This is a genomic window from Streptococcus sanguinis, from assembly GCF_003943735.1.
In the GTDB taxonomy this organism is placed as follows: domain Bacteria; phylum Bacillota; class Bacilli; order Lactobacillales; family Streptococcaceae; genus Streptococcus; species Streptococcus sanguinis_E.
Map to the genome: position 1 here is coordinate 127849 of NZ_RJMV01000003.1, position 20821 is coordinate 148669.

Genomic DNA, 20821 nt, shown 5'->3' on the forward strand with positions numbered 1-20821 from the left:
GGCTTTGTCTGCATAATTCTGCAAAGGAGAATCGCATGAAAAAAACATTTATTCTCACACTTTTAACTATTTTAACATTGGGGCTTTTTCGCCCAGCCACCGCGCTAGCTGAAGAGCAGAAGTTGCCGTCTGGTACGGAACGAGACAAAATTGGTCAGAAAATCCAAGACTATGTCAAAGAGCACGAAAAGACAACAGCTGGCATGGCAACGGCGGTATTTGACAAAGAAGGCACTATCTATCAAGGAAATTTTGGCTTTATGGATAAAGAAAAAGGACTCCAAACGGATGACAATAGTGTCTTTGAATGGGGGTCCGTGACCAAACTAACTGTCTGGGTCTCTGTCATGCAGCTCTGGGAAGAGGGCAAGATTAACCTAGAAGAAGATATTCGCACCTATTTGCCAGAGGGCTTTCTCAGAAATCTCCGCTACGACAAGCCCATCACTATGTTGAATCTGATGAACCATCAGTCTGGCTTTGACGAAGCCCCTCTCTATATGCAAGGGGATAAGAGTTTAGAGGACTTGCTGCTCCAATATCAGCCGATTCAGTCCTTTGAGCCAGGTACAACGACAGCTTATTCCAACTACAGTACTGGATTGGCTGCCTATATTGTGGAGCGAATTTCGAGGCAATCCTTTGTTGATTATGCTCATAAGCATATCTTCAAGCCTCTGGGAATGGAGAGAACAGCCATAGCTCAAGACTTGTCCGACAATGCTTATGTCCAAGCCAAGCGCAAGCAAGTAAAAGGATATGCGGCAGATGGCAGCCTGTTAGGCGATGCTCTTTATGAAGTCGGCCTGTATCCAGTTGGTCGGGCAACAGGAACATTGAGTGATTTGCAAAAATTTGCTCAGGCCCTGCTAAGTCGAAAAACTCTCTTTGCTCGGTCAGAGACTTGGGACAAACTATACACTGGCACTTCGTATTATCCTGGTACAGATATCGTTCGTAATGCTCATGGCTTCTGGGCTAGTGAATTTGCCGTTACAGTGCTAGGACACGGCGGTAATACAAATGGTTTTTCCAGCTTTCTTCGGCTGGATCTGAAGAATGGTATCGGGCAGGTAATCATGACCAATCAAGGCTTGGAAGAAATTTATAATGGTGGCATGCCAGAATTGATTTTCGGAAAACGTCCGACAGCCAGTGCAGAAACTCAGAAAAAGTTCGAACCAGGCTATTATCAAATTCTTCGGAATTTTAACCAAGGTCCGCTCTCTTTGTACCAGCTCTTTCCAGGTAATATGCTTCATATGAAGAAGCCGTCCTCGGAGCGAATGGATCATTTGTTTTGGACTATTTATAAAAGTGGAAATGGCAAAACGAGAATTGCTACTCCAGTCAGTGATTTGGAGAGACTCCCTGACTGGGAAATCTGGACTAAGTTTGGGTTGATTGCTTTGGCTGCTCTTAGTCTTGTTTATGCTTTGGTCAATCTACTTATGCGGCTTGCGCTGGTCCTTTATCGACTGGCCTTTGGCAAGGTGAAAAGCAAGCAAAATCGAGCTTGGAAATGGTGGCACATTTTAACAACTGCAGGAGTAGTGACCGTAGCTTGCAATTTACTGTTGCTCCTGCTTAGCTTCAACGCTACGGATCTCAGTATCATCTCTCAGTGGCGTTATATGGTCTTTGCAGGACTGGGCCTATTCTTAGCAGGATGTGCGGTTTATCCGCTCTTTAGCAAGGCTCAAAAGGGTCTCAGAAAAGGCCGCCTCTTCTTGACGGTTCTGACTAGTCTATCCGCCCTCGCCATAGTAGCTAATATTCTTTACTGGTCACTTTACCAATGGTGGGTGATCTAGTTTAAAAATTTTGAAACAAGAAAAGAGCCGGCATATAAGCTGGCTCTTCGTTTGGTTTTATACATTCAGCACCTTGTCCAAGAAGTCTTTAAGACGTGGATGTTGTGGATTGTCAAAGATTTGGTCAGGCTTGCCGTCTTCTAGGAATTCACCATCAGCGGTAAAGATAACGCGGTTGGCTACCTGACGGGCAAAGCCCATTTCATGAGTCACAATCAGCATGGTCATACCTTGCTGTGCCAGATCCTTCATAACGTTGAGAACATCGCCGACCATTTCAGGGTCAAGGGCAGAAGTAGGCTCGTCAAAGAGCATGATGTCTGGATTCATAGCCAGACCGCGAGCAATAGCTACCCGTTGCTTTTGCCCGCCAGACAGACTGTCTGGACTAGCATCAGCTTTATCAGCCAAGCCGACCTTTTCCAAAAGCTCCATACCCAGCTTGTTTGCTTCGTCTTGGGTCAAGCGCTTGTGCTCAACAGGAGCAAAGGTAATATTTTCCAGAACGGTCATGTGCGGGAAGAGGTTGAAGTGCTGGAAGACCATACCGATATTTTCACGGACCAGATCCACGTCAGTCTTTTTGTCCGTCAAATCAAAGCCATCAACCGTGATGGTTCCGCTGGTCACTTCCTCTAGAAGGTTGAGACTGCGTAGGAAGGTTGACTTACCAGATCCAGAAGGACCGATGATGCAGACCACATCGCCCTCGTAGAATTTAGCAGTAATCCCCTTTAGGACTTCGTTTTCCCCGTAATATTTATGAAGATCATTCACATCGATTTTTAATTTTGCCATTACTTAATCCTCTTTTCTAAGCGTTTTGCCAAGCGGGTCAAGAGTGTGATAATGATGAGATAGAGCACAGCTAGGATAGCATACATCCGGAAACTCTGATAGTTGCGGGCGATGATGTCCTTACCCGTTTTGAAGAGCTCGGCCAGTCCAATAGCTGAGACAATTGTTGTATCCTTGAGTGCGATGACAAACTGATTGACAAAGTTTGGCAACATAATCTTGGTTGCCTGTGGCAGGATAATCTTGCGCATGGTCTTGGAGTAGGAAATCCCCAAGCTGCGGCTAGCTTCCATCTGTCCAACTGGAACGGCCTGGATACCTCCACGGACAATTTCTGCGATATAGGCGCCAGCATTGAGAGAGAGGGCGATGGTTCCTGCAACGAAAGCATTGATTGGGCTTTGTTGACCAGTCATGGATTCGATTAGGTTAGGAATACCCCAGAAGATAAAGGCTGCCACAATCATCAATGGAATACCACGAATGACATCAACAAAGATTTCTGCAATCCAGCGCAGCGGTTTATAAGGGCTGACGCTGAACATACCAAAGATAATCCCAATAACCATAGCAATTGCAAATGAAATCAGTGCCAAAGCAATCGTCACTCCCAGACCTTTAAGCAGTTCTTGGTAGTTGTTTTGCAGCAAGCCCCAAATAGTGGACTCATCTACTGTGGATTCCTTTTCCTCGCTAGCCAGATACTTGTCTAAAATCTCTTGGTACTTGCCACTTTCTTTCAGGTTGGCCAGTCCATTGTTAAACATCTCAATCAGCTCAGGATTGCTGCCTTTTTTGACTGCGAAAGCGACTTTGCCGCTTGGTGTACCTTCAATAGGTGTTTTAAGCTTCTTGCCTTGTTTGATAGCGTATTTGACAACGGGCTCATCATCCATCACAGCTGCGACAGAGCCAGTATTGAGACTGTCATACATGGAAGCTGCATCTGAGAATGTTTTAATAGAGTAGCCGTACTTGCTCTTGTTTTCCTCAAGGAAAGTCTGAGAAGCGGTACCGGTTTTGACACCGACGGTCTTGCCCTTGAGTTCCTCGTAGGACTTGATATTGCTGCTGTCCTTGACTGCCAAGATAGAGTTGGCTGTATAGTAAGGGTCAGAATAGTCAAAAGTTTTCTTACGGGCATCAGTGACAGACATGCCCGCGATAATTCCATCAGCCTGACCTGTCTGAACGCTATTAATAGCTGCATCAAAGCCAGGGTTGGTTACTTCCACAGTAAAGCCTTGGTCTTTTGCAATAGCCTTAATCAGCTCCATGTCAATACCAGTATATTGGTTGCTGTCATCTTGGAAGACAAAAGGAGCAAAAGATGAGTCGCTGGCAATGATGTATTTGTCTTTTGTTGGAGTAGCTTTTTGACCGGCAGGAGTAGAAGTCTCTGGAACAGCTGAGTCAGAGCTGCCTTTAGAAGCCGTCCATTTATTAATGATTTCATCCAGACTGCCGTCTTCCTTCATCTGGGCCAAAGCTTCGTTAAACTCAGTAACTAGGTGCTCGTGCTTGCTGCCTTTTTTGACACCGAAAGCAAAGCTACCAACAGCCTCACCCTTCATAGAAATTTTCAGGTTTTGTCCTTGATTGATGGCGTACTCAATGACAGGCTGATCGTCCATCACTGCATCTACATCACCAGCAGAGAGGCTGTTATACATCAAGTCGCCCGTGTCAAAGGTTTTGAGAGTGTAGCCGTACTTATCCTTGTTCTTATCAAGGAAGCGTTGGGCAGCTGTACCGGTTTTGACACCGACTTTCTTCCCTTTCAGCTGTTCATATTTGCTGATGGTGTTTGCCTTGGTCGTCGCGATAACGACCTTGGTGTCGTAGTAGGTATCAGACATGGTAAAGACTTTTTCACGCTCGCTTGTCTTGGTCATACCAGCCATGATAGCGTCCGCTTGGCCAGCTTGGACGGCATTGACAGCTGCATCGAAGCCCGGGAAGCTCATGTCAATGTCCCAGCCTTTGATTTCTGCGACCTTGTTGATGATATCAACGTCAATCCCCTTGTAAGTCTGATCAGAATCTTTAAATTCAAATGGTGCGTAAGCAGTATCGGATACGATTTTGACCGTATCTGCCTGGGCTGTCGCCCCTAACGCAAAAAATGGAAATAATGTTAGCAAGACTGCTAAGAATTTTTTCTTCATTTTCTTCCTCCTTTTTAGCATTCTAGCATTATAGCAAAAAAACACTGATTAGGCAAATTTCTCCTATTTTTATGTTAGGTTTTCTAACATATGAACTCTGTGTTTTTTGTAAGAAGAACCGTAACTTTTCTTTGTTCTTAATGCAAAGTCTGCTATACTGGAAATGAATAAAAGCAAGGATAGAATGAGGTTCTTATGAAAAAATCACGTATCTTGGAGGGGGTCAATCAAGCTCGCTTTGTTCCTCCTTATATTTTGTCTCTTTTGCTGGCAGTTATTTTCGTGCAAGGAGGACAGCAGTTAGCTTATTGGGCTTTGGAGCCAATTTCGGCTATCCTTAGTCTTATGTTAGGTTTCTTAGGTCAAGGTGGATTCTTTGAAATCTTCTTCAATTTTGCGCTGCCTTTTCTTTTGTTTGGCTTTGTTTTTATGATACTGGCTCTCTTTCTTTGGGTGCGCTGGGCTGAAGGACGGCCGCTCGCGACTCTAGGCTTTGTCAAAAAAGGAAGCTTGGTGGAGCTAGTCAAAGGATTTGCAGTAGGTTTTCTTCTCTTTAGTTTAGTCGCTCTGCTTATGCTGTTGAGCGGAGCTGGCTCTTTCGAATGGGGACAGCTGACACTGGAACCTTTTCTCTATATCTTGATTTTGCTTCCGCTTTGGATGATTCAGGGTGGAGCAGAAGAGCTAGTGACACGGGCTTGGCTGCTGCCAGTTGCTGTCAAAAAGACCAACCTACCCATCGGTTTGCTGACTTCAAGCCTGCTCTTTGCCCTCTTGCACCTAGGCAATCCAGATATTGGCATTCTTCCCATTCTTAACATTGCCTTATTTGGCCTCTTTGCAAGTCTCTATTTGCTCCGGACGGACAATGTCTGGGGGATTATAGGACTTCATGCTGCTTGGAACTTTACTCAAGGAAATATCTATGGTTTCAGCGTTAGTGGTACTGGAGTTGACGCTGCAGTATTGAACTTTATACCTAAGACGGATTCGAGCTGGCTAACTGGTGGAGCTTTCGGTGCCGAAGCCTCTATCTTTAGCTCGCTCATTCTCTTGCTGGCCGTTTTTTACTTGCTTATCAAGATGAAAAAAGACGGTAGTTTGACAGAATTAGTGGGAAAGACAGAATAACTGTGCGAACAGCTTTCTTTTGCTCGCCCTAAAATAATATGCTATAATAAATTCAAACAAGGAAAGGAATGTGTATATGTTTAAATCTCGTATGTTGGATGCTATCAAGCAATCGCGTTATATTCCGCCGATTTGGTTGGCTATCTTGATTGCTATTGGTTTTGTTTATGTAGGTCGTTTTGCTGGAATGTTCGGAATGTTTCCGATTGGGCTTGTTATTGGTATTTTATTCCGTGCGACAAACCCCGCTGGAGGCCAAGCAGCACTTATGGAATTTTTCCGTCACTATAGTCTATTTTTTGAACTATTTACTTTCTTTTTTATCGCCCTAACAGTCTTTCTCTGGGTTCGGTATCGTGAGAAGCGTCCTTTTTCTAGTTTGGGATTCTATAAACAAGACTGGTTCAAAAATCTCCTCAAAGGCTTCCTTATTGGAGCCGTTCAGTTTTCACTGGTTGTTGTCTTGCTCTTGGCAACGGGGACAGGCAGTCTGAAATTTGGTCAGGTTAGCTTGCAGTCTTTAATTTTTGTCCTAGCTATCATTCCTTTCTGGATTCTTCAAGGTGGGACAGAAGAGCTAGTGACGCGTGGTTGGCTCTTTCCAGCAGTTAGCGCTAAGTCAAATATCTTCATTGGTATCTTGATTTCCAGTGCTCTATTCGGGGCATTGCACCTCTTTAACCCTGGTGTGACCGTTCTTTCTATTGTAAATATCATACTAGACGGTATCTTTGCTTGTTTCCTTATGCTCAAGTATGACAATATGTGGGTACTGGCTGGTATGCACGGCGCTTGGAATTTTGTGCAAGGAAATATCTATGGCATTCAGGTCAGTGGTCAAGGAGCATCTGCCTCAATCTTGAACTATAGCTCGCAATCTTCTGTGGATTTTCTGTCTGGTGGAGCGTTTGGAGCTGAAGGATCTATTTTTGCCAGTATCGTTCTGATTGGCTGCATTGCCTATCTCTACTGGTCACTTAAAAAAGAAAATCGCCTGCCTCAGGCGCTGATCTTTAAGAAATAACCATTTCGCCCAGTTGAACTGGGCGTTTTTTATGTCTTTTAACGAGATGCGTGACAAGGGACAGAAGATGGTAGAAGTATGAGACTCTTAATTATACCCAAATCCAGAGAAAATAGGGTAAATATGGTAAAATGATAGAAGCACAATTTGAGGAATAAAAGATGATTAACAGAATAACAGATAATAAATTTGAATTGGTTTCCAAATACGAGCCTTCAGGAGATCAGCCCCAGGCTATCGAGCAGCTAGTGGATAATATCGAAGGGGGCGAGAAGGCCCAGATTCTCATGGGAGCGACTGGTACTGGTAAGACCTATACCATGAGTCAGGTTATCGCTCAGGTCAACAAGCCGACACTGGTTATTGCCCATAATAAAACGCTGGCCGGCCAGCTTTATGGTGAGTTCAAGGAATTTTTCCCCAATAACGCGGTGGAATACTTCGTTTCCTACTATGATTACTACCAACCTGAGGCCTATGTCCCCTCTAGCGATACCTATATCGAAAAGGATAGCTCGGTCAATGACGAAATTGACAAGCTCCGTCACTCAGCGACATCTGCTCTCTTGGAGCGCAATGACGTGATTGTCGTGGCTTCGGTCTCTTGTATCTATGGTCTGGGTTCGCCTAAGGAATACTCTGATAGTGTAGTTAGCCTGCGTCCTGGCCTAGAGATTTCCCGTGACAAGCTGCTTAATGATTTGGTTGATATCCAGTTTGAGCGCAATGACATTGACTTTCAGCGGGGGAAATTTCGGGTTCGTGGTGATGTGGTGGAGATTTTTCCTGCTTCTCGGGATGAGCATGCCTTTCGGGTGGAGTTTTTCGGAGATGAGATTGACCGAATTCGTGAGGTTGAAGCCTTGACAGGCCGAGTTTTGGGTGAGGTGGACCATTTGGCCATCTTCCCAGCTACTCACTTCGTAACCAATGAAGACCACATGGAAGTGGCGATTGCCAAAATTCAGGCTGAGCTGGAGGAACAACTTGCTATCTTTGAGAAGGAAGGCAAGCTTCTGGAAGCCCAGCGCTTGAAGCAGCGCACAGAGTATGATATCGAAATGCTGCGTGAAATGGGCTATACAAACGGTGTTGAGAACTATTCTCGCCATATGGATGGTCGAAGTGAAGGAGAGCCGCCTTATACCCTTCTGGACTTTTTCCCTGACGATTTCTTGATTATGATTGACGAGAGTCACATGACCATGGGACAGATTCGGGGTATGTACAATGGCGACCGCTCTCGTAAGGAGATGCTGGTTAATTATGGTTTCCGCTTGCCATCTGCCTTGGACAACCGTCCGCTGCGCCGAGAAGAATTTGAAAGCCATGTTCACCAGATTGTCTATGTATCGGCTACGCCGGGAGACTATGAAAATGAACAGACGGATACCGTTATTGAGCAGATTATCCGGCCGACAGGGCTTCTGGATCCAGAGGTGGAAGTCCGCCCAACCATGGGGCAAATTGATGATCTTTTGGGCGAAATCAATGCTCGTGTTGAAAAGAATGAACGTACCTTTATCACAACCCTGACCAAGAAAATGGCTGAAGACTTGACCGACTACTTCAAGGAAATGGGTGTCAAGGTCAAGTACATGCACTCGGATATCAAGACCTTGGAGCGGACTGAGATTATCAGAGACCTGCGCTTGGGTGTCTTTGACGTTCTGGTTGGGATTAACCTGCTGCGCGAGGGAATCGACGTTCCCGAGGTTAGTCTGGTTGCAATCCTTGATGCGGACAAGGAAGGCTTCCTTCGCAATGAACGCGGTCTTATCCAGACTATTGGCCGGGCAGCCCGCAACAGTGAGGGGCATGTGATTATGTATGCGGATACCATGACCCAGTCCATGCAGCGAGCTATCGATGAAACTGCCCGCCGTCGGGCAATCCAGATGGCTTATAATGAAGAGCACGGCATTGTACCGCAGACTATCAAGAAAGAAATCCGCGACCTAATCAGTGTGACCAAGGCTGCCCTGCCAGACAAGGACGAAACTGTCGAAATTGAAAGCCTCAACAAGCAAGAGCGCAAGGACATGATTAAGAAGCTGGAAGGTCAGATGCAAGAAGCTGCCGGACTTCTCGACTTCGAACTGGCGGCACAGATTCGCGATATGATTTTGGAAATAAAGGCGATGGATTGAGGGATAAATATGATCTGTTTAAGAAAACTAGTGGAAGAAGATTTAATGCCTTTGTGGGAGATTGCTTATTCGCATCCCAATCCAATTTGGAAACAGTATGACGCTCCTTATTTTGATGATTATCAGTATTTTCCTAATTTTCAAGAATTTAAACTACAAAAATCAGAATCCACTCTAAACAATTCAAATCGCCTTGGTATTTTTGTTGAAGATAAACTAGTTGGGACTGTCTCGCGCTACTGGGTATGTAAACAAACAAGATGGATGGAATTGGGAATTTGTATTTATGATAACAAATTCTGGAACTCTGGGATTGGAAAAGCAACTATGCTACAGTGGATAGATAGGACCTTCCAGGATTATTTAGAACTAGAGCATTTGGGTTTGACGACATGGTCAGGAAATTTTGGAATGATGAAATTGGCTGAAAAATTAAGAATGAAAAAAGAAGCTCATATTCCAAAAGTTCGTTATTATCAAGGTGTTTATTTTGACAGTATTAAATACGGCATTTTGAGAGAAGAATGGGAGAAAACAAATGGTCATCACAATCAAAGCAATGGAAACAGCTGAGGAGATAGAAGGGAAATCCCGAGTTCATTGGCAGACATGGCGTGAAGCTTATGATGAGATTTTGTCTGCAGAATTTCAAGAGCAGATGACTTTGGATAAGTGCCGATTTTATAGTCAAAAGTATCCTGAAAATACCTTGATTGCCTTGGATGATGCTAAAGTGGTTGGCTTTGTTAGCTACGGTGATTTTCGAGATTCAGCTACGATAGCGGGTGAAATTTTCGCCTTGTATGTCTTAAAAGATTATTATGGCAAGGGTGTAGGACAGCAGTTGATACAGGCTGCTTTTGCTGCCTTGGATGGTTATCAAGAGATTATATTATGGGTTTTAGAAGATAACAAACGTGCCATCACCTTTTATGAAAAAATGGGTTTTGTTTTTGACGGTGAGGAAAAGGTCATTGACCTAGGAAAAGCTGTGAAAGAAAAACGGATGATCTACTCGAAAAACTCTAACAGCTAGTTTGGAAATAATAGATATATTTGTAAGGAGCATTATATGCGTTATGCACTTTTACTCCGCGGCATCAATGTTGGCGGAAAAAACAAGGTCGTCATGGCTGATTTGAAGAAAGATTTGGCTGGGTTGGGTTTTGAAAATCCAGTTTCCTACATCAACAGCGGCAATCTTTTCTTTGATAGCGAGGAGCAGGAGGAGAGGATTCGGGAGAGCTTGACTGCTTATTTCAGTCGGTCTTATGATTTTCCACTGCCTTTTGTCCTTGTCAGCTCTGCCATGCTTGAAAAAGAAACAGCCAATCTTCCTGCTTGGTGGCAGGATGAAACTGCTTTTCGGCGAGATGTTCTTTTTTACTTGCCGGAGACAGATAGGGAGAGCGTTCAAGAGCTGGCTGGCAGTTGGGCAAATGACAAGGAACAACTGCATTTCGGGCAGACGGCTTTCTTTTATAGCAATGCTGACCAAGCGGACTATCTCAAGTCCAACTACCATAAGAAACTGCTCAAGTCCAGTTTCTACAAACAACTGACTATCCGAAACGGCAAGACTTTCCAGAAGATTGTGGAGTTGGTGAATGAGAAGTAAAGGAAAGAATGAAAAATGAAGATGAGTAGACAAATGAAGTACAAGACAAAAGAAAAGTCTTCTTGGACTAAGAGGTTTTCTCTTTGGATGGAAAGGCACCGAAGGATTGGTCAACTCCTGTATACGAGTGTGTTATTTGGATCTTTGTTTGTATCATTTCTTGCCGTCTCTTTCATTAGTTCTCCATTCCCAAACTTAAACTATCTTTCTCCCTTAAGCTTCAATCTTTTTCTTCTGCTCTTCTCAACCTATTGCATTGTCTTTCATTCTGGAAGTGATACACTTCAGAAATGGCGTTACTTTTCATGGGTATTTATTGGTTTTGATGGTCTTCTTTTTCCCTTTCATCTCTTGGTAGGACTGAATTGGCTAGGACGTCGTAAGACAACGAATTTTCCTGCTCTAATTTCTATGGATCCAGCCTATGTCTGGGTTCCTATTGTAAGTTATCTATTTTTCTTTTTCTTAGGGCTGGGCATTCTGCTTTTGATTATACGGATAGAAAAGAGAAGAAGGAGGCATAAATGGAACGAGAGAAAAAGAGACAAAAGAAGGTCAAGTTACAGAAGATCAAAATGAGAAAAATCCATAAAAAGTATTCTTTGATAGCTCATGTCCAATTGTGGCTGGAAAGACATTCAAAATTTGCTTCTTTTATGGATGGTGGCATAATATTATTTTCTATTTTTGGTATCATGTATGTGTTGTTCGGGACGTCACTTATCCCGAAACTATATCAAGAAATGTCCTATGTCTTCCCAATTATTATCAATTTTGTCTTTTTGGTGAACACACTCTATCAAGGTATTTTTAGAGATGGTTTTAGCAATAAGACTTCAGTACAAGGATTTTTAGAACCTTTTCTATACATAAATGGACCTATTTTTCTCCTCCACTTAATTGTTGGGCTGAAAGGGAGGAATGTTAAAAAAATTCCTTCCCTATTATCTTTAGATAATCGCTACATCTGGTTTCCGATTGCTACCTATCTAATCTTTTTCTTCATTCCAGCATTAACGATGTTGATTTTGAAATATAATGAAAAAAAGAGGAAAAATCATGACAAAAGAAAATCTGTCTAAATTATTTTCATTTAAAACACTCTATCTGGTCTTGCTAACCTTTGTCATTCTTCATTTGATTTTGTTAGCTTTTGGTCTATCCTTTACTCCAGTTTTGTGGAATAGCTGGTTTTTTATTCTTTGTTTGACCTTCTTTATCCATCCTTGGATAGTCTTTTTTAGGATAAGAGATTTTCACTGGTATCACCTTATTTTTCAATTATTCAGTGGATTGGTGGCACTTTATCTTTGGTTTTCGGCATTCTTTGCTTTGTCAATCATCTCGGATCCAGCAATGCCCATCAATATAGACTATCATATACAAGATAATGAAATCATCATTGTCAGAGGTTTTGTGGTCCATAGTACCTATGAACATCATGAATTGATCAATCCCTTTGTCATGAAGTCAGAAGTGAAATATAACGAAGATATGTTTTAATAACTTAGAAAGTGAGCAAATTTATGTCACGTTCCCAAAAAACAATCCTAACAAACATCTGCCTTGTTGAAGATAAGGCGCGAGGTAAAGTCCTAATGCAGTATCGCTCTCCTGAGCGCTATCGCTGGTCTGGATATGCCTTTCCTGGTGGACATATTGAGAAGGGAGAGTCTCTCCATGATGCGGTTGTCCGTGAGATTTTAGAGGAAACGGGTTTGACTATTACTCATCCAAAACTGGTCGGAGTTAAGAACTGGCATACGGATGAAGGGGTTCGCTACATCGTCTTTTGCTACAAAGCAACTGAATTCTCTGGTCAGATTCACTCGACTGAAGAGGGAGAGGTTTCTTGGGTAGACAAGGACAGCCTGCCACAGCTGGACTTGGCCTACGATATGCTAGAACTTCTGCGTATGATGGAAGATGAAGAATTATCCGAATATTACTATCACGAGCGCATCGAAGACGGTTGGCGCAAGAGTATGTACTAAAAAGACTGACTAGGTTGGGGCCTAATCAGTCTTTTTCTTTCTTGCTATTCATTCATGTAAAAATCCTAGGTCTCTCAAGGCAGATTCTACATAGTCCAAATCCTGCTGGGAGTCGGCTTGTACTAGGTGATAGTGGACTCCATCTGTCAGTTCAGATAAGGGGCGAAAGGCACAGGATGCGACCTGTTGGAGAAAATGCTGGACATCTCGGCGGCAGGTCAGCTTTAGGTAAGTCTGGATTTCACCGTAAACTGGATGCTCAATCAAAATAGTCTGTACGCGGCCGCCATTATCCACGATAGCCAGCAGCTCGGCCTCCATATCCTCAGCCCCATGCTGAACCTTGAAGAGCTGATGGACAGCAGCATTTTCTTGGCGGTCTTTATAAAGATAGCCACGATTGGTTGAGAGGATGGGGGCACCATCAGCCCGCAAGAGGGCAATATCTTGCACGATAATCTGTCTGGTCACATGGAAATGCTCCGCCAGTGACTGGCCATTGAGGGCAGCAGATGATGTTTTCAAAAGGTCTAATAGTTCTTCTCGTCTTTGCTTGGTCATAGCTTCATTGTAAACCAAAAGTCAGGAATCTTCAAGCTCTAGCGAATCTTTTTCAGCGCTTTATAGATGAACTTAGCAATGACAAAGTCGACCATGCTATGAATGACCGTACCAAGTCCAACCAGACCAAATAAGATATAGAAAGCATTAGCAGGATAGGCAGACGTTGTGTAAAAGAGGATGCAGACGGCCACTTCGCCAAAGGCATGAATCAAGGCCAGTAGGAAATTGAATACCCATGTCTTCTTCTGGCTGTCCAGTGTGTCCGGGTGCTTTTGCAGATAAAGAGCGCCGATGCTAGCAAAGAGCAAGTGGGACAGGGCCCTGAGCGTGATGATGAAAGGAAGTCCGGACATTCCAAACCCAATAGTAGAACCAATCACGACAATCACCGTCATGAGAGGGGAGATAAACATAGCCAAAAAGATAGCGACATGACTGGCTAAGGTGAAGGAAGCGGGCGGAATGACAATTTTAATTGGCATAACCAGCGGGATAACAATAGCTAGTGCAGTCAAAAAAGCGGTCAGTGTCATAAACTGATTTTTAGATCTTGGTTTCATAGCGACTCCTTTTTATCTGTATATACATTAGTATAGTACACTGTTTTTGCAGAAAGGTCAAGACCTGTAGGAAATCCTAAAAGAGATTTGTCAAAAACCTTAAAATAGCTTATACTAGAAAGGTGTGGAAATAGGAGTAAACTAGATTTTTAGGATTTAGTTGACCTTCACATCGATTAGTGTTCTGCTGGACTTGAAAAATGAAAGAAGAGCTTAATCATATATAGAAGGCTGGTATGGAAATTTAGCAGCCTTGACTAGAAATGGAGAAAAAATGAACAACTTACCAAACTGCCCCAAATGTAATTCAGAGTATGTCTACGAAGATGGAACGCTCTTGGTCTGCCCAGAGTGCGCCTATGAGTGGAATCCAGCTGAGGTTCAAGAAGCAGAAGAAGGACCAGTAGCGATCGATGCTAATGGCAATAAGCTGACTGATGGCGACACAGTTACCTTGATTAAGGACCTGAAGGTCAAAGGAGCACCTAAGGATCTCAAGCAGGGAACGCGCGTGAAAAATATCCGCATCGTAGAAGGCGACCATAATATCGACTGTAAGATTGACGGCTTCGGTGCGATGAAGCTCAAGTCAGAGTTTGTTAAGAAAATTTGAGGTCTCTATGAATCGTCGTTTTATCTTAATTTATCGAATTATTCTTTTTATCCTGGCCTTTTTGGGTGTTTATCTGGAAATCACTAAGTATGGCGTGGGCATGCTCATGTACTATACGGTTTTGTCCAATCTCTTGGTCCTGCTCTTTACGGGCTATCTGGTCTATCTGATGATGAGACCTGGCGATGCTTGGAAGGCTCCGAAAATCTTGCGAATCAAGGGCGGGGTGACCATGTCCATCATGATTACTTGTGTCGTTTATCACCTCTTGCTAGCACCGATTGCGACAGATTTTTACCGTCTAGAGAATTTTCTATGTCATTATATAGTACCCTTGGCTTTTCTTCTGGATACAGTAATCTTTGACAAATCGCGCCAGTACCGCTGGTTTGATCCGATTTCTTGGACAAGTGTGCCTTTGGTCTACATGGCCTTTGCTCTCTTTAATGGTTTCTTTCTGAAAATAGATATTCCAAGGTCCAAGGACAATCCATTTCCTTACTTTTTCCTCAATGTCTTTAAGAAAGGCTGGCCCTATGTCATCCAGATGTGTCTGATTATCTTTGCAGCCTACTTAATCTTTGGCTTTGTCTTTTACGGGATAAAGTCCATCTCTTTCTCAAAGAAGAAGACTTCTTAGAGACTTGTACTTGTAGATGAAAAACAGATTTTATCTGTTTTTTTATTTTGCTTCGATTTTTTCTTGCTAATATCAGATTTGTGTGATATAGTTAACTAGTTAATGATTAACCAGTTAAACAAAAAGGAGGAAGAAATGAAGCACAATCAAAAACTATTAGGTTTAGCAGGAATCATCTTAGCTTGTAACCTTTGCTTGGTGGCTTGTCAGTCTCAGCCGTCTCAACAGGAAAAAAGTAAGGATAAGGTTAAGACCAAGCAAGAAGTGAAGAAGAAAAGTAAGGCGACCAAAAAAGGACAAGTTCCTGGTGTTGATAAGCCGACGGATGATGGTTTTCTCTTCAAAAGCGAGTCTCAAATTAAAGCTAGAACTAGTGAAGGTTTGATTTTAGAGCATGATGGCCATACGCACTTTATTTTTTATTCTGATCTAAAGAATAGCAAGTGGGCCTATCTGATACCAAAAGATGGGCAAGTGCCTGCAGGCTCGCCTCAGCTGGCAAATCAAATGAGCATTGCTGATGATGGCTATGTTTTTAATCCTAGAGACATTGTGTCGGAAGACCAATACGGCTATGTTGTGCGTCACGGGGATCATTTTCATTATATTTTGAAGCAGTCAGTGGGTAATCTTGCACAAGCACCGAGTTATCGTCCAACGCCGTCTAGCAATACTACTGCACCTGTTTATCAGTCAACGCTTAGGCCGTCTGTTCCCCAGCAGCAAGGGACAACTAAACGTCAGTTTGCTGGGATTGATTATCCTACCAGCGATGGATTCTTATTTAGAGGTACAGGGGTAACAGGCAAACTTGCTACAGGCTTGCTGGCAGATCATAACGGTCATACTCATTTCATCCCCTATGAGCAGTTGATTGCTTCGCCTTGGGAGTCATTGATTCCAGCAGAATACAAGAAAGCTGCTGAGGATGCCTACTATGGCCGACAAGGGCAAGCACAGCCTTCACCAGAACCGTCGCCAGAACCAGCTCCTACACCTAAGCCTGCGCCAAGTTCATTAGATGAGGAAGAAGAAATTGCTAAGAAAAAGGCCTATTTGGCTCAGCAATTAGGAATTGATGAAAGTCTGATTCAGGTGAGCGATACAGATAAAGGAAAGGTATTTATCTATCCACATGGTGATCATAGCCATTCGACTTTGGTCAGTGAGATTGATCCGAGCAAGCCTTTTGACCCTCATGGAAATCCGCATGCTCATGACGCAGTTGGTATGGCAACCTTGAAAGCTCTAGGATTTGATAATGAAATCATTGAAGATATTTTACATGCTACGGCAGATACCCCATTCCCATCAGATGAGACGGATACGGAAAAGATGAAAGCCTGGCTGGCAACTGTGAAGTATCTAAATATCGGCCAGCGCAAAGATCCGCTGGAAAGAAAAGGCTTGGAACTGATGCCAAATATTGAAGTTCTGGGGATTGGCTTTACTCCGATAAAGGACATCAGACCAGTGCTGCAATTTAAGCATTTAAAACAGCTGTGGATGACAAAGACAGGCGTTACCAACTATGATTTCTTAAAAGAAATTCCGACCTTGGAAGGCTTGGACATTTCCCAGAATGGTATCACCGATTTATCTTTCTTGAAGCGTTATCCGAACCTCAAAACAGTGGCAGCAGCGGGAAATGACCTTACCGATATCTCACCTTTGGCGAAGCTGAAAAATCTGGAGTCATTGAACCTTGACTACAACAATATCTCAGATATTTCTGCTTTGACCAAGCTTTCAAAATTAAAAGCGGTAAGTTTAGAGCACAATCAGCTGCACGATGTTTCTGCTCTGAGCCAAAAAGAAGATTTAACAAGGCTTTTCTTATCCAATAATCCAAACTTAAATCTCAATACCCTCAAAGCTTCCAAACTTGAAGAATTAACAGCTGACAATTCCAATGTTGAGAGCTTGAACTTCCTGAAGTCGAATCCAAATCTGACAACTCTAAGTCTAAATGGCAATCGTCTGACTTCGCTGGCAGGAGTTGAAGCTGCTAAGAATTTAGTAACTTTGTCCGCAGGTCAAAACAAGATTACATCTTTGAACATTCCAGCCGCTCATTCTTCCTTGAAGAATTTAAACTTGGCTGAAAATGAGCTAAAAAACTTGGAAGGAATTAATCAGTTTAGGGCTTTAGACAATCTGGCTGTCAACAAGAATAAAATCACAACCTTAGCGCTGCAGGAACCAAATAAGACTGTGACTTATATCAATGTCAGCGACAATCATATCCCTAAAGCAGAACTTGAATTAAATGAAAATAAAATTCCGAAAGCTTTGGCGCAGCATTTCCCAGATGTTCAGGGTGGCAGCATTGACAATAATAAGCCTGCTGATGAAAAGGACGAAAAGAAGGTAGTACCTAAGGAAAGTGAGCCTAATAAGGCAGATGTACAAGGGAAACCAGCCTCAGCTGAAGCAAGCAACCAAGGTGCTTCCAATGATAGCGAGCATCCAGCTGGATCTGCTGAAGCAGAGTTAAACAATCAAGATGAGAATCTAGAAAACTCTTCTAAGCCATCACCAGAAGAAGTGCCAACTGCTAAAAATTCTGAATTAAAAGACGAGCCAGCTCAAGCAGAAAAAAATACAATTTTTTCTTGAAATAGTTTTGAATTTGTGATATAGTATAAAAAATTAAATAATCCTTTAATTCTATCCAGAGAGATAGACAAGGAGCAAGTAAAAAGATGGGTGGGGTGTAAGCAAGTGCGTCTTGTTTTAGCTTGCCTGACTAGATTTTTCTGAAGTCTCCTTGTAGTAAGGAGACTTTTTCTTGTTTGAGGAGGAAAGAATGAAAACAAAAGAAGTTGTCGATGACATCACCATGAATCGCGCGATTACGCGGATTACCTATGAAATCATCGAGCGTAACAAGGACTTAAACCAAGTGGTCTTGGCTGGGATTAAGACCCGTGGGGTTCACTTGGCTCACCGGATTCAAAAGCGATTGGCCCAGTTGGAGAATATTGATATTCCAGTAGCAGAAGTAGATACCAAGCCTTTTCGAGATGATATAAAGGTTGAGGAAGATACGACAGTGATTCCAGTGGATATTACCGACCGTCAGGTAATTTTGATCGACGATGTCCTCTACACAGGACGGACCATCCGAGCGGCTATCGACAATCTGGTCAGTCATGGACGGCCTTCTCGCGTTGGTCTGGCTGTCTTGGTAGACCGTGGTCACCGCGAGCTGCCTATACGGGCAGACTATGTCGGCAAGAACATTCCGACTAGCCAAACTGAGGAGATTATCGTTGAGATGACTGAAACTGACGGTCAAGATCGCGTTTTGATTATGGGGGAGTAATAAGCTAAATGAGTCAAGATGTTAAGTATGATGTGCATGATATGCCAAAGCCTGGTCTGCTTTTAGGACTATCCTTTCAGCACTTGTTCGCCATGTTTGGAGCGACAGTCTTGGTACCGATTCTGGTGGGAATTGACCCAGCGGTAGCCCTCTTTTCCAGCGGTCTGGGAACACTTGCCCATCTGACTGTTACCAAGTATAAGATTCCTGCCTACATGGGATCCAGCTTTGCTTATATCGCAGCCATGCAGATGCTGATGAAGACAGATGGTATCGGAGCGGTTGCACAGGGAGCCATCACCGGTGGTTTGGTTTATTTCATTGTAGCACTGATTGTCAAGTTTGCCGGCAATGCTTGGATTGACAAGGTGCTGCCGCCAGTAGTGGTAGGGCCTATCATCATGGTTATCGGTCTTAGCTTGGCTGGAACAGCTGTTAGCGATGTGATGAACAAGACTGCAGCTAATGGCGAAAAGGTTTATGATTTGACCTACTTCATTATCGGCATGGTTACTCTCTTGGCAGTTATCCTCTTTAATATCTATGGTAAGAAGATCGTGGGAATTATCCCAGTCTTGCTAGGTTTGATAGTCGGCTACATCTTTAGCTTGATTCTAGGTGCTGTGACTGGGCAGGAAATCGTCTCTTTTGCCAAGGTTGGGCAAGCTTCTTGGTTCCACCTTCCGCCCATGAGTCTGCCTTTCTTGGACTACGATGTGAAATTTTACCCAAGTGCGATTTTAACTATGGCGCCTATCGCCTTTGTAACCATGACAGAACACTTCGGACATGTTATGGTGCTGAATAGTTTGACAGGCAAGGACTTCTTCAAGGATCCAGGACTGGACAAGACCTTGACTGGTGATGGTCTGGCTCAAATTATTGCAGGGCTTTTCGGAGCACCGCCAGTGACTAGCTACGGAGAGAATATCGGAGTCATGGCGCTCAATAAAATCTACAGCGTCTATGTCATTGCGGGTGCAGCAGTGCTAGCCATTGTCATGAGCTTTGTGGGCAAGGTCTCAGCCCTGCTCCAATCCATCCCGAGTCCTGTGCTGGGTGGTATTTCCATCGCCCTCTTTGGGGTAATTGCTTCGAGCGGTCTCAAGATTCTGATTGAGGCACAGACTAACTTTGACAATAAAAAGAACCTCTTGATTGCCAGTGTCATCTTGGTATCTGGTATCGGTGGTCTGACCTTGCAGCTGTCGGGTCTGCAAATCTCAGGAGTTGCCTTGTCAACTATTCTGGGAATTGTCCTCTATCTTGTCCTGCCTGAGCCCAAGGATTGAGCTAGGCGCTAAATCATTAACTTTCGTTCAAAAATAGCTTGCTCTCAGAGCGACTTTACTTGCAGCACTCTGGGAAGCCCTCATTCTTTCATATAAAGGAGAACTACATCATGTCATCCAATCAAATCGCTCTTAAGAACCTTGTTTCTATGGAAACTCTGTCAAATGAAGAAGTTATGGCCTTGATTAAACGCGGAATCGAATTTAAAAATGGCGCTAAAGTCCATTATGATGAGCAGCATATCGTGTCTAACCTTTTCTTTGAGTCATCTACACGGACCCACAAGGCCTTTGAAGTAGCAGAGTTGAAGTTAGGCTGCGATCTTCTGGACTTTGATGTCAAGACCAGCTCGGTCAACAAAGGAGAAACCTTGTATGACACCATCTTGACCATGTCTGCCCTAGGCGTTGATGTCTGTGTCATTCGCCACCCAGAAGTAGATTATTACAAAGAGCTAGTGGAAAGTCCAACAATTACGACTTCCATTGTTAACGGAGGAGACGGTTCTGGTCAGCATCCTAGCCAAAGCTTGCTGGATTTGATGACTATTTATCAAGAGTTTGGTCGCTTCGAAGGCCTCAAGGTTGCGATTGCTGGTGACTTGGACCATTCGCGTGTGGCCAAGTCAAATATGCAAATTCTCAAGCGCTTGGGTGCAGAGCTCTACTTTGCTGGTCCTGAAGAATGGCGGAGCCAAGAGTTTGCGGACTATGGTAAGTTTGTCACCATTGATGAGGTGATTGATCAAGTGGATGTCATGATGTTCCTGCGCGTGCAGCATGAGCGCCATGACTACGAGTCCATCTTTTCTAAAGAAAATTACCACAGACTGCATGGGCTGACTCAAGAGCGTTATGACCGCATGAAAGATACAGCAATTCTGATGCATCCGGCTCCAGTTAACCGCGATGTAGAAATTGCGGATCATCTGGTCGAAGCACCAAAATCACGAATCGTTGAACAAATGACCAACGGCGTCTTTGTTAGAATGGCTATTATCGAAGCAGTTCTGAAAGGTCGTCAATAATCTCGGACAGTAGGCCGGGAGTGGGTGAAGCTATGTGAAGCAATCCCACTCCCTATTATTATATATCTTATGTAGATGGTCGTGGGCGGTCTGCATCTT

20 protein-coding genes are annotated in these 20821 nt (G+C 43.5%); 16 read left to right on the forward strand and 4 right to left on the reverse strand.

Annotated elements, in window-relative coordinates; translation table 11 throughout:
* The first annotated feature begins 35 nt into the window (after positions 1-35).
* Complete coding sequence (locus tag D8877_RS04945) at positions 36-1814, forward strand: serine hydrolase domain-containing protein (RefSeq protein WP_125352604.1); 1779 nt, start codon at positions 36-38, stop codon at positions 1812-1814.
* A gap of 57 nt (positions 1815-1871) precedes the next feature.
* On the opposite strand, the gene D8877_RS04950 is transcribed toward D8877_RS04945, so the two are convergent.
* Complete coding sequence (locus D8877_RS04950) at positions 1872-2612, reverse strand: amino acid ABC transporter ATP-binding protein (RefSeq protein ID WP_002895249.1); 741 nt, start codon at positions 2610-2612, stop codon at positions 1872-1874.
* The gene (locus D8877_RS04955) at positions 2612-4780 is read right to left on the reverse strand and encodes an ABC transporter substrate-binding protein/permease (protein ID WP_125341400.1); all 2169 of its coding nucleotides are present in this window, start codon (positions 4778-4780) and stop codon (positions 2612-2614) included. The genes D8877_RS04950 and D8877_RS04955 overlap by 1 nt, the downstream gene beginning before the upstream one ends.
* A 195-nt stretch (positions 4781-4975) precedes the next feature.
* Between D8877_RS04955 and D8877_RS04960 the strand changes: the two genes are divergently transcribed.
* From D8877_RS04960 to D8877_RS05005, 9 genes are all read left to right on the forward strand, one after another.
* Positions 4976-5911, forward strand: coding sequence for a CPBP family intramembrane glutamic endopeptidase (locus D8877_RS04960; protein WP_125341401.1), 936 nt, complete (start codon positions 4976-4978; stop codon positions 5909-5911).
* Between the two features lie 76 nt (positions 5912-5987).
* The gene (locus D8877_RS04965) at positions 5988-6935 is read left to right on the forward strand and encodes a CPBP family intramembrane glutamic endopeptidase (protein ID WP_125341402.1); all 948 of its coding nucleotides are present in this window, start codon (positions 5988-5990) and stop codon (positions 6933-6935) included.
* Between the two features lie 161 nt (positions 6936-7096).
* Complete coding sequence (uvrB, locus tag D8877_RS04970) at positions 7097-9085, forward strand: excinuclease ABC subunit UvrB (protein WP_125341403.1); 1989 nt, start codon at positions 7097-7099, stop codon at positions 9083-9085.
* Between the two features lie 9 nt (positions 9086-9094).
* The gene (locus D8877_RS04975) at positions 9095-9658 is read left to right on the forward strand and encodes a GNAT family N-acetyltransferase (protein ID WP_125341404.1); all 564 of its coding nucleotides are present in this window, start codon (positions 9095-9097) and stop codon (positions 9656-9658) included.
* A complete protein-coding gene (locus D8877_RS04980) occupies positions 9624-10121 on the forward strand; it encodes a GNAT family N-acetyltransferase (RefSeq protein WP_125341405.1) in 498 nt (165 codons plus the stop codon). Before D8877_RS04975 ends, D8877_RS04980 begins: the two co-directional genes overlap by 35 nt.
* A gap of 36 nt (positions 10122-10157) precedes the next feature.
* Complete coding sequence (locus D8877_RS04985) at positions 10158-10703, forward strand: DUF1697 domain-containing protein (protein ID WP_125341406.1); 546 nt, start codon at positions 10158-10160, stop codon at positions 10701-10703.
* A 524-nt stretch (positions 10704-11227) separates the two neighbouring features.
* Entirely contained in the window at positions 11228-11785 is a 558-nt protein-coding gene (locus tag D8877_RS04995) for a hypothetical protein (RefSeq protein ID WP_125341408.1), read from the forward strand.
* Complete coding sequence (locus D8877_RS05000; RefSeq protein ID WP_125341409.1) at positions 11763-12206, forward strand: hypothetical protein; 444 nt, start codon at positions 11763-11765, stop codon at positions 12204-12206. Before D8877_RS04995 ends, D8877_RS05000 begins: the two co-directional genes overlap by 23 nt.
* 23 nt (positions 12207-12229) lie before the next feature.
* Positions 12230-12697 carry an 8-oxo-dGTP diphosphatase gene (locus D8877_RS05005; RefSeq protein WP_049539158.1) on the forward strand — a complete coding sequence of 156 codons (468 nt, stop codon included), beginning with the start codon at positions 12230-12232 and terminating at the stop codon, positions 12695-12697.
* Between the two features lie 48 nt (positions 12698-12745).
* Here D8877_RS05005 and D8877_RS05010 read toward each other — a convergent pair whose 3' ends face one another.
* Both D8877_RS05010 and D8877_RS05015 read right to left on the reverse strand, forming a co-directional pair.
* Complete coding sequence (locus D8877_RS05010) at positions 12746-13276, reverse strand: transcription repressor NadR (RefSeq protein ID WP_185681469.1); 531 nt, start codon at positions 13274-13276, stop codon at positions 12746-12748.
* A gap of 20 nt (positions 13277-13296) precedes the next feature.
* Positions 13297-13821 carry a hypothetical protein gene (locus D8877_RS05015; RefSeq protein ID WP_049539160.1) on the reverse strand — a complete coding sequence of 175 codons (525 nt, stop codon included), beginning with the start codon at positions 13819-13821 and terminating at the stop codon, positions 13297-13299.
* A 274-nt stretch (positions 13822-14095) separates the two neighbouring features.
* On the opposite strand from D8877_RS05015, the gene D8877_RS05020 reads away from it, so the two are divergent.
* The 6 genes from D8877_RS05020 to D8877_RS05045 all read left to right on the forward strand — a co-directional run bounded on the left by D8877_RS05020 (position 14096) and on the right by D8877_RS05045 (position 20722).
* Positions 14096-14434, forward strand: coding sequence for a zinc ribbon domain-containing protein YjdM (locus tag D8877_RS05020; protein WP_002920966.1), 339 nt, complete (start codon positions 14096-14098; stop codon positions 14432-14434).
* 7 nt (positions 14435-14441) lie between these two features.
* Positions 14442-15074, forward strand: a complete 633-nt coding sequence (locus tag D8877_RS05025) for a Pr6Pr family membrane protein (RefSeq protein ID WP_125341410.1) — start codon at positions 14442-14444, stop codon at positions 15072-15074.
* A 135-nt stretch (positions 15075-15209) separates the two neighbouring features.
* A complete protein-coding gene (locus D8877_RS05030; protein ID WP_125341411.1) occupies positions 15210-17693 on the forward strand; it encodes a pneumococcal-type histidine triad protein in 2484 nt (827 codons plus the stop codon).
* A 190-nt stretch (positions 17694-17883) separates the two neighbouring features.
* Complete coding sequence (pyrR, locus tag D8877_RS05035) at positions 17884-18402, forward strand: bifunctional pyr operon transcriptional regulator/uracil phosphoribosyltransferase PyrR (protein ID WP_002904664.1); 519 nt, start codon at positions 17884-17886, stop codon at positions 18400-18402.
* An 8-nt stretch (positions 18403-18410) separates the two neighbouring features.
* Complete coding sequence (locus D8877_RS05040; protein ID WP_002912653.1) at positions 18411-19694, forward strand: uracil-xanthine permease family protein; 1284 nt, start codon at positions 18411-18413, stop codon at positions 19692-19694.
* A gap of 110 nt (positions 19695-19804) precedes the next feature.
* The gene (locus tag D8877_RS05045) at positions 19805-20722 is read left to right on the forward strand and encodes an aspartate carbamoyltransferase catalytic subunit (protein ID WP_048772785.1); all 918 of its coding nucleotides are present in this window, start codon (positions 19805-19807) and stop codon (positions 20720-20722) included.
* Positions 20723-20821: the final 99 nt, after the last annotated feature.